The sequence below is a fragment of the Micromonospora sp. NPDC005087 genome (assembly GCF_042872965.1).
In the GTDB taxonomy this organism is placed as follows: Bacteria; Actinomycetota; Actinomycetes; order Mycobacteriales; family Micromonosporaceae; genus Micromonospora.
Map to the genome: position 1 here is coordinate 1 of NZ_JBIALB010000034.1, position 12,937 is coordinate 12,937.

At 72.5% G+C, this 12,937-nt stretch carries 12 protein-coding genes; 8 read left to right on the forward strand and 4 right to left on the reverse strand.

Annotated elements, in window-relative coordinates:
* Positions 1 to 153 precede the first annotated feature (153 nt).
* Positions 154 to 2,007, reverse strand: coding sequence for a DNA helicase RecQ (recQ, locus tag ACFYPS_RS34375; protein WP_354968161.1), 1,854 nt, complete (start codon positions 2,005 to 2,007; stop codon positions 154 to 156).
* Between the two features lie 228 nt (positions 2,008 to 2,235).
* Here recQ and rapZ point away from each other — a divergent pair, with 228 nt between their 5' ends.
* The 8 genes from rapZ (at position 2,236) to ACFYPS_RS34415 (ending at position 9,277) form a co-directional block, all read left to right on the forward strand.
* Positions 2,236 to 3,120 carry an RNase adapter RapZ gene (rapZ, locus tag ACFYPS_RS34380; RefSeq protein ID WP_387330371.1) on the forward strand — a complete coding sequence of 295 codons (885 nt, stop codon included), beginning with the start codon at positions 2,236 to 2,238 and terminating at the stop codon, positions 3,118 to 3,120.
* On the forward strand, positions 3,117 to 4,151 hold the full coding sequence (locus ACFYPS_RS34385) for a 2-phospho-L-lactate transferase CofD family protein (protein ID WP_354968160.1): 1,035 nt from the start codon (positions 3,117 to 3,119) through the stop codon (positions 4,149 to 4,151). Before rapZ ends, ACFYPS_RS34385 begins: the two co-directional genes overlap by 4 nt.
* Positions 4,152 to 4,205: 54 nt before the next feature.
* Positions 4,206 to 5,186, forward strand: coding sequence for a DNA-binding protein WhiA (whiA, locus tag ACFYPS_RS34390; RefSeq protein ID WP_074312802.1), 981 nt, complete (start codon positions 4,206 to 4,208; stop codon positions 5,184 to 5,186).
* Positions 5,187 to 5,449: 263 nt separating this feature from the next.
* Positions 5,450 to 6,454, forward strand: coding sequence for a type I glyceraldehyde-3-phosphate dehydrogenase (gene gap / locus ACFYPS_RS34395; protein ID WP_354968159.1), 1,005 nt, complete (start codon positions 5,450 to 5,452; stop codon positions 6,452 to 6,454).
* On the forward strand, positions 6,451 to 7,650 hold the full coding sequence (locus ACFYPS_RS34400) for a phosphoglycerate kinase (protein ID WP_354968158.1): 1,200 nt from the start codon (positions 6,451 to 6,453) through the stop codon (positions 7,648 to 7,650). Before gap ends, ACFYPS_RS34400 begins: the two co-directional genes overlap by 4 nt.
* Positions 7,651 to 8,442, forward strand: a complete 792-nt coding sequence (gene tpiA / locus ACFYPS_RS34405) for a triose-phosphate isomerase (RefSeq protein WP_354968157.1) — start codon at positions 7,651 to 7,653, stop codon at positions 8,440 to 8,442. It abuts the gene before it with no gap.
* 95 nt (positions 8,443 to 8,537) lie between these two features.
* Entirely contained in the window at positions 8,538 to 8,798 is a 261-nt protein-coding gene (gene secG, locus ACFYPS_RS34410; protein WP_089019857.1) for a preprotein translocase subunit SecG, read from the forward strand.
* Positions 8,799 to 8,935: 137 nt separating this feature from the next.
* The gene (locus ACFYPS_RS34415; protein ID WP_210918114.1) at positions 8,936 to 9,277 is read left to right on the forward strand and encodes an RNA polymerase-binding protein RbpA; all 342 of its coding nucleotides are present in this window, start codon (positions 8,936 to 8,938) and stop codon (positions 9,275 to 9,277) included.
* Between the two features lie 70 nt (positions 9,278 to 9,347).
* On the opposite strand, the gene pgl is transcribed toward ACFYPS_RS34415, so the two are convergent.
* From pgl to zwf, 3 genes are all read right to left on the reverse strand, one after another.
* A complete protein-coding gene (gene pgl, locus ACFYPS_RS34420) occupies positions 9,348 to 10,118 on the reverse strand; it encodes a 6-phosphogluconolactonase (RefSeq protein WP_354968156.1) in 771 nt (256 codons plus the stop codon).
* A gap of 150 nt (positions 10,119 to 10,268) precedes the next feature.
* Entirely contained in the window at positions 10,269 to 11,285 is a 1,017-nt protein-coding gene (locus ACFYPS_RS34425) for a glucose-6-phosphate dehydrogenase assembly protein OpcA (protein ID WP_354968155.1), read from the reverse strand.
* A 100-nt stretch (positions 11,286 to 11,385) separates the two neighbouring features.
* Positions 11,386 to 12,936, reverse strand: coding sequence for a glucose-6-phosphate dehydrogenase (gene zwf, locus ACFYPS_RS34430; RefSeq protein WP_354968167.1), 1,551 nt, complete (start codon positions 12,934 to 12,936; stop codon positions 11,386 to 11,388).
* Position 12,937 lies beyond the last annotated feature (1 nt).

Here is a 12,937-nt window from a genome sequence, read left to right on the forward strand (position 1 = left end):
CCGCCGATGCGAACACCGCCTCCTACGAGGTCACCGTCGAGCACCTCGCCGACTGGATCGCCACCCGCGGCTACGCCACCAGCTGACCCAACCACGATGACAAGGGCCGGACCCCAACCAGGGTCCGGCCCTTTCGTCATGCCCAGCTCGACGTCAGGCCGGGGCGGTGTCGGCGGCGAGGACCGCCAGGATCTGCTCGCCGTACTTGGCGAGCTTGTTCTCGCCGACCCCGCTGACCCGGGACAGATCGGCCAGCGAGCCAGGCGCGTTGCTCGCGATCTGTCGCAGCGTGGCGTCGTGGAAGATCACGTACGCCGGGACGCCCTGCTCCTTTGCGGTGGCCGCCCGCCAGCCGCGCAGCCGCTCGAAGACCGCCGTGGCGGCCGGGCCCAGGTCCGCGACCACGGTGGCCGCGCCGCGCGGCTTCGTCGACCGGCTCGACGCCGGCTTCTCCGGCTCGCGGCGCATCGTGACGGTGCGCCGGCGCCCCAGCACCTCGGCGCTCGCCTCGGTCAGCGCCAACGTGCCGTAGTCGCCCTCCACGGCGAGCAGCCCCTCGGCGAGCAGCTGCCGGACCACGCCCCGCCACTCCGCTTCGCTCAGCTCGGTGCCGATGCCGAAGACGGTGAGCGCGTCGTGGCCGTGCTGGCTGATCTTGTCGGTCTGCTTGCCGAGCAGGATGTCGATGCACTGCCCGGCGCCAAACCGCTGGTTGCGCTCGCGGTCGAGACGAAAGACGGTGGAGAGCAACTTCTGCGCGGCGACCGTGCCGTCCCAGGACTCCGGCGGGCTGAGGCAGGTGTCGCAGTTGCCGCAGGCGGCGGTCGCCGGCTCGCCGAAGTATTCGAGCAGCTGGACGCGCCGGCAGCGCACCGTCTCGCAGAGCGCGAGCATCGCGTCCAGGTGCGCGGCGAGGTTGCGGCGGTGCGCGAGGTCGCCGTCGGACGTCTCGATCATCTTGCGCTGCTGGACCACGTCTTGGAGCCCGTACGCCAGCCAGGCCGTGGACGGCAGCCCGTCCCGGCCGGCGCGGCCGGTCTCCTGGTAGTAGCCCTCGACCGACTTGGGCAGGTCGAGGTGCGCGACGAACCGGACGTCGGGCTTGTCGATGCCCATGCCGAAGGCGATGGTGGCCACCATCACCAGGCCGTCCTCGCGCAGGAAGCGCTGCTGGTTGGCGGCGCGGGTGGCCGCGTCCAGGCCGGCGTGGTAGGGCAGCGCGGCGATCCCGTTGGCGGTGAGGAACTCGGCCGTCTTGTCCACCGAGGCCCGGGACAGGCAGTAGACGATCCCCGCGTCGCCGGGGTGCTCATCGCGCAGCAGGGTCAGCAACTGCTTGCGTGGCTCGCGCTTGGGCACGATCCGGTACTGGATGTTGGGCCGGTCGAAGCTGGCCACGAAGTGGCGGGCGTCGTCGAGCTTGAGCCGGCTGGCGATCTCGGTGCGGGTGGCGCTGGTCGCGGTGGCGGTGAGCGCGATCCGGGGCACCTCCGGCCACCGCTCGTGCAGCATCGACAGCGCCAGGTAGTCGGGGCGGAAGTCGTGCCCCCACTGGGACACGCAGTGCGCCTCGTCGATCGCGAAGAGCCCGAGCCTGCCCCGGTCGAGCAGGGCGAGGGTGGACCGCACGCCGAGCGCCTCCGGCGCCAGGTAGAGCAGATCCAGCTCGCCGGCGAGGAAGGCCGCCTCGACCCGGCGCCGGGCGTCGAGAGTCTGGGTCGAGTTGAGGAAGCCGGCCCGCACACCGACCGCGGTGAGCGCGTCCACCTGGTCCTGCATCAGGGCGATCAGCGGGGACACGACGACCGCGACGCCGTCACGGACCAGCGCCGGGATCTGGTAGCAGAGCGACTTGCCGCCGCCGGTGGGCATCAACACCAGCGCGTCACCGCCGGCCACCACGTGGTCGATCACCTCCTGCTGAAAACCGCGGAAGGCGTCGTAGCCGAACACCCGGCGCAGCACCGGCAGCGCGTCCTCGGTACGCAGGTCGGTGGGGGAAGCCATCCGCGGAGTCTACGAGCCCACCCCGACAGCGCACGCCCGGCGCACCCGGAGAGATGGGTGACCGGGCCGGGCCGGGCCGACCGGTGACGGGTGCCCGACCTGGGCCGGGCGGCGGGATAGAGTCGCTGATTGACCAATCGCGGCCGATGGCGGCCGCGGCGCCACGGCTTGGGGGTACGGGTGAGCGAGGCGCGCACAGCCAGTGACCGGATCGACGTCCCGGAGGCCATCGACGGGCCGCCGACGGCCGAGTCGGAGACCACACTCGTGGTGGTCACCGGGCTGTCCGGCGGCGGCCGCAGCACGGTCGCCCGGGCGTTGGAGAACGTCGGGTACTACGTGGTGGACAACCTGCCGCAGGCGCTGATGCTCGACATGGCCGAGCTGGCGTTCAAGGCCGGCGGCGCTGCCCGGCGTACCGCGATGGTGCTGGACGTACGCTCGCGCGCCTTCTCCACGGACCTGGCCGGGGCGATCCGGGAGCTCAAGGAGCGCGGCTTCTCACCCCGGGTGGTCTTCGTCGACGCCGACGACGAGGTGCTGATCCGGCGGTTCGAGAGCGTCCGGCGTTCGCACCCGTTGCAGGGCGACGGGCGGCTGGCCGACGGCATCGCCGTGGAGCGTGGGCTGCTCGAGGAGGCTCGCGACCAGGCCGACGTGATCATCGACACCAGCCACCTGAACGTCAACCAGCTCCGCCGACGCATCGAGGAGCTGTTCGGCGGCGAGGACGCCCGCCGGCTGCGGGTCACCGTGCTGTCGTTCGGCTTCAAGTACGGCCTGCCACCGGACGCCGATTTCGTGCTGGACGCCCGGTTCCTGCCCAACCCGTACTGGGTGCCGGAGCTGCGCGAGCACACCGGGCGGGAGGAGGCGGTCAGCGCGTACGTGCTGGGCCAGGAGGGCGCCGACGCCTTCGTCGCCTCGTACGCCGACCTGGTCAACGCCACCACGGCCGGCTTCGAGCGGGAGGGCAAGCGGTATCTGACGGTCGCCGTGGGCTGCACCGGCGGCAAGCACCGCAGCGTCGCCATCGCCGAGGAGCTGGCCGGCCGGTTGCGCCAGTCCGGGTTGGCGGCCAACGCCCAGCACCGCGACCTGGGGCGGGAATGACGGCCCGCCGGGTGGTGGCGTTCGGCGGTGGGCACGGCCTCTCCGCCTCACTGCGCGCGCTGCGCCACTGCGCCCCCGAACTTGATCTGGACATCACCGCCGTGGTCACCGTCGGCGACGACGGTGGCTCCAGCGGCCGGCTGCGCGCCGAGCGGGGTGGCCTGCCCCCCGGTGACCTGCGGCAGGCGCTGGTCGCGCTGGCCGGGGACCATCCCGCCACGCGGCGCAGCGCCGGGCTGTTCCAGCACCGCTTCGCCGCCGCGCCCGCCGACGCGGCGACCGGCGCGGACCCGGCGGCGGGCGGTCCGGACGGTGGCGCCGGCCGGGCGGCGGCCCGGGCCGACGGGCTGGCCGGGCACGCGGTCGGCAACCTGGTGCTCTGCGGCCTGATGGAGCTGCTCGGTGACCCGGTGGCCGCGCTGGAGCACGCCGGCGCCATGCTCGGCGCGGTCGGCCGGGTACTGCCCATGTCCCGCGAACCGGTGGGCATCGAGGCCCGGGTGCGGGGCGCCGACCCGGCCGCGCCGGACGAGGTGCGCACCGTGCGCGGCCAGCACCAGGTGGCGGTCACCACCGGGCGGGTCGAGTCGCTGCGGCTCAGCCCGACCGCCCCGGCGGCCTGCGCCGAGGCGCTGGCCGCGATCGGCGCGGCGGACTGGCTGATCTTCGGGCCGGGCAGCTGGTACACCAGCGTGCTACCGCACCTGCTGGTGCCGCAGCTGGCCGACGCGATCGTGTCCAGCCCGGCCCGGCGACTGGTCACCCTGAACCTCGCCGCGGAGAAGGAGACCCTCGGGCTCTCCGTCGCCGACCACCTCGCGGCGCTGCACTGGTACCTTCCCGAGCTCAAGGTGGATCTTGTGCTGGCCGACGCCAAGGCGGTGGGTGACCCCGAACCGGTCGAACGTGCGGCAGAATCGCTGGGTGCCCGCCTGGTCCTCGCCCCCGTCGCCGTCATCGACGGCACTCCCCGCCATGATCCGGCTGCCCTGGGCGCCGCGCTGGTGCCTGTCCTGGGTGCCGATCGTTAGACACGTACGTAATCTCCGGCGACACGCCGGAACCGGTCCGTGAGGGGACGCACAATGGCGATGACGGCCGCGGTCAAGGACGAGCTGAGTCGGGTCGACGTGCCCAAGCCCTGCTGTCGGCGGGCGGAGATGGCCGCACTGCTGCGCTTCGCCGGGGGCCTGCACATCGTCTCCGGCCGCGTGGTGGTGGAGGCGGAGCTGGACACCGGGGCGGTGGCCCGACGGCTGCGCCGGGAGATCGCTGAGGTCTACGGGTACCCCAGTGAGATCCACGTGCTGGCCTCCGGCGGCCTGCGCAAGGGCAGCCACTTCATCGTCCGCGTGGTCAAGGACGGCGAGGCCCTGGCCCGGCAGACCGGCCTGCTGGACGTACGCGGCCGGCCGGTACGCGGGCTGCCCCCGCACGTGGTGGCGGCAAACGTCTGCTGCGCGGTCTCCGCCTGGCGGGGCGCCTTCATGGCGCACGGCTCGCTCACCGAGCCCGGCCGGTCCAGCGCCCTGGAGATCACCTGTCCGGGGCCGGAGTCGGCGCTGGCGCTGGTCGGCGCGGCCCGTCGGATCGGGATCACCGCCAAGAACCGCGAGGTGCGCGGGGTGGACCGGGTGGTGGTCAAGGACGGTGACGCCATCGCCGCGCTGCTCACCCGGATCGGCGCGCACTCCAGCGTGCTGGCCTGGGAGGAGCGCCGGGTCCGCCGCGAGGTACGGGCCACCGCCAACCGGCTGGCCAACTTCGACGACGCCAACCTGCGCCGCTCGGCGCGCGCCGCGGTGGCCGCCGCCGCCCGGGTGACCCGGGCGCTGGAGATCCTCGCCGACGAGGCGCCCAACCACCTGACCGACGCTGGCCGGCTGCGCCTGGAGCACCGGCAGGCGTCGCTGGAGGAGCTGGGCGCGCTGGCCGAGCCTCCGCTGACCAAGGACGCCATCGCCGGGCGGATCCGCCGGCTGCTGGCGCTGGCCGACAAGCGGGCCCGGGACCTCGGCATCCCGGATACCGAAGCGGCCGTCACGCCCGACATGCTCGTGGTCTGATAGGACGGTGGGGCCGCACGGTGCGCCCGGGAACACCACCCGGCGCAGCGTGGCCGCGCACGCTCGGATATGGTCGCTGCGTACGGCAAGGGGGCCGACACAGGCACTCCTCGTCGTGCCCACCGCCTCGGGCGGTCAGGTCCTCAGACCGCGGCGGGGTGGCCGAGATGAACCGTCAACGGCCGGCTCCAACGGTCGGCGCACACCACTCCGCCGGCCCGTTGTCTGAAGCCGGCGGACCAGAACGCGAGGAGATGGGACCTGTGACCATCCGGGTTGGCATCAACGGCTTCGGCCGGATCGGCCGTAACTTCTTCCGGGCAGTGCTGGCGTCCGACGCCGACATCGAGGTTGTGGCGGTGAACGACCTGACCGACAACGCCACGCTCGCCCACCTGCTCAAGTACGACAGCATCCTGGGTCGCCTGCCGTACGAGGTCAAGGCGACCGCCGACGAGATCACCGTCGGTGGCAAGACCATCAAGGCGTACGCCGAGAAGGACCCGGCGTCGCTGCCGTGGGGCGAGGTCGGCGCCGACGTCGTCATCGAGTCGACCGGCTTCTTCACCGACGCCACCAAGGCCAAGGCGCACGTCGCCGGCGGGGCCAAGAAGGTCATCATCTCCGCCCCGGCGAAGAACGAGGACGTCACGGTCGTCATGGGCGTCAACCAGGACACCTACGACCCGGCGAAGCACACCATCATCTCCAACGCTTCGTGCACCACCAACTGCCTCGCCCCGATGGCGAAGGTCCTGCACGACACGTTCGGCATCCAGCACGGTCTGATGACGACGATCCACGCGTACACCCAGGACCAGAACCTCCAGGACGCCCCGCACAAGGACCTCCGCCGGGCCCGGGCCGCCGCGCTCAACATCGTGCCGACCTCCACCGGCGCCGCCAAGGCGATCGGCCTGGTGCTGCCGGACCTCAAGGGCAAGCTCGACGGGTACGCCCTGCGGGTGCCGATCCCGACCGGCTCGGTCACCGACCTCACCGTCAACGTGGGTCGCGAGACCACCGTGGACGAGGTCAACGCCGCGCTCAAGGCCGCCGCGGACGGCCCGCTCAAGGGCATCCTGGTCTACAACGAGGACCCGATCGTCTCCACCGACATCGTCACCGACCCGGCGTCGTGCATCTTCGACGCGCCGCTGACCAAGGTGGTCGGCAACCAGGTCAAGGTCGTCGGCTGGTACGACAACGAGTGGGGCTACTCCAACCGCCTGGTCGACCTGGTCAAGCTGGTGGGTTCGTCGCTGTGAGCATCCGTACCCTCGACGACCTGCTCGCCGAGGGGGTGTCGGGTCGGCGCGTGCTGGTGCGCGCCGACCTGAACGTCCCGCTCGACAAGCAGACCGGCGCCATCAGCGACGATGGGCGCATCCGCGCGGTGCTGCCGACCCTCGGCGCGCTGGTCGAGGCCGGTGCCAAGGTGGTCGTCTGCTCGCACCTGGGTCGTCCGAAGGGCACGCCGGACCAGCAGTTCAGCCTCCGCTCGGTCGCCGGGCGGCTCGGTGAGCTGCTCGGCGCGCCGGTGCACTTCGCCACCGACACGGTCGGCGACTCCGCCCGCTCCACCGTCGCGGGCCTGGCCGACGGCCAGGTCGCCCTTCTGGAGAACCTGCGCTTCAACGCGGGTGAGACCAGCAAGGACGACGCCGAGCGGGGCGCTTTCGCCGATCAGCTCGCCGCGTTCGGCGACGCGTACGTCGACGACGCGTTCGGCGCCGTGCACCGCAAGCACGCCAGCGTGTACGACGTGCCGGCCCGGCTGCCGCACGTGGCCGGCCGGCTGGTGCTGCGCGAGGTGGAGGTGCTCTCCACGCTCACCAGCGACCCCGCGCGGCCGTACGTGGTGGTGCTCGGCGGGTCCAAGGTCTCCGACAAGCTGGCGGTGATCGAGGCTCTGCTGCCCACGGTCGACCGGCTGCTCATCGGCGGCGGCATGTGCTTCACCTTCCTCAAGGCCCAGGGCCTGGAGGTGGGCACCTCGCTGCTGGAGAAGGACATGGTCGAGACCTGCGGCAACCTGCTGGAGCGGGCCGCAGGCAAGATCATGCTCCCGGTCGACGTGGTGGTCGCGGACGCGTTCGCCCCGGACGCCACGCACGACACGGTCCGCGTCGACGGCATCCCGAGCCACCGGCTGGGTCTGGACATCGGCCCGGAGACGGTGGCCGGCTTCGCCGCCGCGCTGTCCCAGGCGAAGACGGTCTTCTGGAACGGCCCGATGGGCGTGTTCGAGATGCCGGCGTTCGCGGCGGGCACCCGGGGGGTCGCCGAGGCGATCACCAAGGCCGACGCGTTCAGCGTCGTCGGTGGCGGCGACTCGGCGGCGGCGGTCCGTGCGCTGGGCCTCGACGAGACGTCCTTCGGGCACATCTCCACCGGCGGCGGCGCCTCCCTGGAATACCTCGAGGGCAAGACCCTCCCCGGCATCGCGGCCCTGGAGAACTGAATGGCGAGCACCGCCCGCCGGCCACTGATGGCCGGCAACTGGAAGATGAACCTCAACCACCTCGAGGCCAACCTGCTGGTGCAGAAGCTGGCCGCGAGCCTCACCGAGAAGCAGCTCACCGAGGTCGAGACGGTCGTCCTGCCGCCCTTCACCGATCTGCGCACCGTGCAGACGGCGGTGGACGGGGACAAGCTGCTCATCGGGTACGGCGCGCAGGACCTCTCGCCGCACGCGTCGGGCGCGTACACCGGGGAGATCTCGGGCGCGATGCTGGCCAAGCTCGGGTGCTCGTACGTCGTCGTCGGGCACTCCGAGCGGCGGGCCTACCACCACGAGGACGACGCGCTGGTCAACGCCAAGGTGAAGGCGGCGCTGGCGCACGGCCTGACCCCGATCCTCTGCGTGGGGGAGGGGCTGGACGTTCGCGAGCAGGGCGGGCACGTGGCGCACTGCTCCGACCAGCTCGACGGTGGCCTCGCCGGGCTCACCCCCGAGCAGGTGCGGCAGGTGGTGATCGCGTACGAGCCGGTCTGGGCGATCGGTACCGGCAAGACCGCGACGCCGGGGGACGCCCAGGAGGTCTGCGGCGCGGTCCGCCAGCGGCTGGTGGAGCGCTTCGGCCAGGACACCGCGGACCAGGTCCGGGTCCTCTACGGCGGCTCGGTCAAGGCGTCCAACATCGCCACGATCATGGCCCAGACGGACGTGGACGGGGGCCTGGTGGGTGGCGCCAGCCTGGACGCGGAGGAATTCGCGCAGATCTGCCGGTTCCCGGAGCACATCGCCCGCTGATCGCTCGGTATCCTTGACCCCGCCCGTCCGCCGGTCGGTGCCGCCGTGCCCGATCAGACCGGGCGAGGATCGCTACGAGAGGACTGACCCCAGCCATGCCGATCTGGTTCGCATACACGTTGATCGTGTTGCTGATCATCACGAGCGTCCTGCTCACCTTGCTCATCCTGCTGCACCGTGGCAAGGGCGGCGGTCTGTCGAGCATGTTCGGCGGTGGCGTCAGCTCCAGCCTCGCCGGCTCTTCGGTGGCGGAGAAGAACCTGGACCGCTACACCGTTCTGGTGAGTGTCGTCTGGTTCGCCGCCATCATCGGGCTGGGGCTCTGGCTCCGCCTCCAGATGAACAGCGGCGCCTGAGCAGGCCCGTAAGTCGTACAATCTGCGCGCGGTCCGTCACCAGACGGGCCGCGCGCAGGCTTTTCTCCGCTGCACCGCGTCGCCCGCCGCCCACCCCTGAAGACGGCGGGTCCCTCCGACGACAGGAGCGAGCAGCCGTGCCGAGTGGCAATGTCATCCGCGGCGCCCGGATCGGGTCCGCACCCGTCCGTCCGGACGAGCGACACCCTCCCGCCCCCCGACAGGACGTCACCTACTGGTGCCGCAACGACCACCGGACCAGCATCCGGATCGCCGCGGACGCCGTGGCGCCGCCGCTGTGGGACTGTCCCCGCTGCGGTCTACCCGCCGGGCAGGACGCGCAGAACCCGCCCGGGCGGGCCCGCGCCGAGCCGTACAAGAGCCACCTGGCGTACGTGAAGGAGCGGCGTACCGCCGAGGAGGGCGAGGCGCTGCTGGCCGAGGCGCTCGCCGCGCTGCGCCGCCGCAGGGGCGAATGAAAGGAAGGGTCCCTTATTAACGCTACGCGTTAATAAGGGACCCTTCCTTTCAGCGCGGGGTGCGCAGCGGTCAGCGCAGGCTGCGCAGGCGGGCGGGCACGTCGGCGGCCGCCGCCCGGTCCAGCAGCCAGCGGGTACGGTCCACGCCGTGCACCCCGGCGGCCGGTAACTGCACCGGTCCGGCCCCGGCCAGCGCCATGCCCACCGCCCGCGCCTTGTCCGCGCCGCCAGCCACCAGCCAGACCTCCTCGGCGGTGTTGATCGTCGACAGGGTGAGGGTGGTCCGCACCGGCGGCGGCTTCGGGCTGCCCCGCACCGCGCTGCACGGCCGGCTCTCGTAGTGCACCGGGTGCTCGGGGAAGATCGAGGCAACGTGTCCGTCCTCCCCGACGCCCAGCATCAGCACGTCGAAGTGCGGCAGCACGGCGTGCCCGGGTCGGGCGGCGCGCGCCAGCTCCTCCGCGTACGCGGCGGCAGCCGCCTCGGGGTCGTTGCCGGCCGGGCCGTCGGAGGCGGGCATCGGGTGCACCCGGGCCGGGTTCAGCGGCACCACGTCCAGCAGGGCGGCGCGGGCCTGGGTCTCGTTGCGCTCCGGGTCGCCGGCGGGCAGGAACCGCTCGTCGCCCCACCACACGTCGACCCGGGACCAGTCCACCGCGTCGCGGGCCGGCAGGTGTGCCACCGCCCGGTACACGGCCGCGGCGATCCGCCCGCCGGTGAGCACCACCGAGGCCTCGCCCCGGTCGGCCTGGGCGTCGAGCAGCTTCACCAGCAGCCGGGCCGCCACGGCCTGCGCCAGCAGATCGGCGTCGGCGTGGACGGCGACAGTCGCCTCACTCATTGGTTGTGCCTTCGTTTCCCGACCGCGGGGCGGTCGCTGTCGCGTCGTGCCCGGGCCGGTGCCCGGATGTGGCGGGGCGGAGTGCCCCGGAGGCAGGGACCTCAGGGTCACCGGACCCTGCCCGATGTGGTGCCCCGGACGCCGGCGGGCTCAGCGCTCGCCGCTCGTGCCGGCGTGCGCGGTGACCCCGGCCTCGGCGCGCTGGGCGGTGGCCGGATCCTTCCAGACGTGCACCCGCTGCGGTGGGCGCTGCTCCAGGCCGCGCAGCCCGGCGGTGGCGCCCAACGCCTCCGCGTACACCTGGTCGGCGTCCAGCCGGCGCAGCTCCTCGGCGAGCTCGTCACCGAGCGGCCGACGCACCAGCGGCAGGGCCCGGTCTTCCTGGCCGGTCCGCCGGAACACCGCCATGCTGTCCTCGCGGGTCAACGTCAGGTGGTCGCCGTTGGCGCAGGTCAGCTCCACCTCACGCATCCGCGGGAACTCGTCGCTGGCCACCCGGCGTGGGGTGATGCCGAGCCGGCTGCCAAGCCAACCGGCCATCAGCTCCGCCGTCGGGTCGCTGGGCGGCGCCACGATGGTCGCCTCGGTGACCCGCGCCTCGGTGGTGTCGAACGCCCCGGCGACCAGGCTCCGCCACGGGGTGATCCGGGTCCACGCCAGATCGGTGTCGCCCGGGGCGTAGTCCCGGGCCCGCTGCCGCAGCGCCTCCACCGGGTCGGTGGCTTGCGCCGTGTCGGTGATCCGCCGGTCGGCGACCACGCCGAGGAAGTCGGTGGCGACCTCGGCCGGCGGCTCGCCGTGCCACCAGGTGACCACCGGCACGTCCGGGACCAGCAGCGGCATCACGACCGACTCGGCGTGCAGGGCCAGCCGTCCGTACATCCGGGTGACCACCGCCTCGCACGGGCCGAGCCGGCCACCGACCACGATCTCCGCGTCCAGCCGGTTGCGGTCCCGCTCGATCTCGGAGCGGACCACCACCACCAGCCGGCACGGGTGGGCGGCCGCCGCGATCGTCGCCGCCGCCTCCGCCTCCCGGACCCGCTTCTCGTCCACCACCACGATGAGGGTGAGCGCCATGCCGCTGGCCACCCCGCCGGCGCTGCGCCGCTCGGCGGCGAGCGCCTTGACCACCTCGTTGCCGGTGGTGTCCCACAGCCCGATCACTGGAGCCTCCTGGTTCGCTCGCTGCCCGCGCTCACACCACCGCTTCGCGGCGGCGCGAGCGCCCCGCTGCTGTCCCTGCCGGTTCGCTCGCCGCGCTCGCTCACGCTCGCCGCCAGGCGCGGCCCTCGTGGGCCAGCATCTCGTCGGCTGCCCGCGGCCCCCACTCGCCGGAGCGGTACGGCTCCGGCGTGGTGCCCTCCCAGGCGTGCTCCAGCGGGTCGATCACCTGCCAGCTCTGCTCGACCTCCGCCGCGTCCGGGAAGAGCGTGCGGTCGCCGATCAGCACGTCCAGCACCAGCCGCTCGTACGCCTCCGGGCTGGACTCGGTGAACGCCTCGCCGTACTGGAAGTCCATCGCGATGTCGCGGACCTCCATCGTGGTGCCCGGCACCTTCGAGCCGAACTTGAGCACCACGCCCTCGTCCGGCTGGACCCGGATGACCAGCTGGTTGTTGCCCAGCGACTCCATGTCGGCGTCGTTGAACGGCAGGTGCGGCGCCTTCTTGAACATGATGGCGACCTCGGTGACCCGCCGGGGCAGCCGCTTGCCGGCCCGGATGTAGAACGGCACCTCGGCCCAGCGGCGGTTCTGGATGCCGAGCCGCACCGCCACGTACGTCTCGGTGGTGGAGTCGGAGGGAACGCCCTGCTCCTCCAGGTAGCCGACCGCGCGCTCACCGCCGACCCACCCCGGCAGGTACTGGCCGCGCACGGTGTCCCGGGCCACGTCCTTGGGCAGGGTGATCGCCCTGAGCACCTTCAGCTTCTCGGTCCGGATCTCGTCGGCGTCGAAGCTGGTCGGCTCCTCCATCGCCACCAGGGCCAGGAGCTGGAGCAGGTGGTTCTGGAGTACGTCGCGGGCGGTGCCGACGGTGTCGTAGAAGCCCGCGCGGCTGCCGATGCCGACGTCCTCGGCCATGGTGATCTGCACCGAGTCGACGTACTTGGAGTTCCACAGCGGCTCGAACAGGTTGTTGGCGAACCGCAGGGCGAGAATGTTCTGGACCGTCTCCTTGCCCAGGTAGTGGTCGATGCGGAAGACGTCCTGGCGGGTGAAGACGTCGTCGACCAGGTCGTTGAGCGCCTTCGCCGAGGGCAGGTCGTTGCCGAACGGCTTCTCCACCACCACCCGGCGCCAGCCGCCGGACTTCTCGTTGTCGGCCATCCCGGTGCGGGCCAGTTGCTTGAGCACGACCGGGAAAGCGGGCGGGGGGATGGAGAAGTAGAACGCCGCGTTGCCGGTGATGCCGTGGCTCTGCCGCAGCTCGTCCAGCGTCGTGGCGAGCTGGTCGAAGGCGGCGTCGTCGTCGAACGACCCGCCGACGAACTTGATGTTGCCGGCCAGCCGTGCCCACACCTCGTCCCGCCACGGAGTACGCGCGTGCTTGCGTGCCGCCTCGCAGGCCAGCGTCTCGAAGTCGCCGTCACCCCAGTCGCGGCGGGCGAAGCCGAGCACCACGAAACCAGGCGGGAGCAGCCCCCGGTTGGCCAGGTCGTAGACCGCCGGGAGCAGCTTCTTGCGGGCCAGGTCGCCGGTCACCCCGAAGATCACCAGAGCGCACGGCTCGGGGATCCGGGGCAGCCGGCGGTCCTGCGGGTCGCGCAGCGGGTTCACGCCGCCTCCTCGCTCCGCTTGCGTCACGTCGTCCATC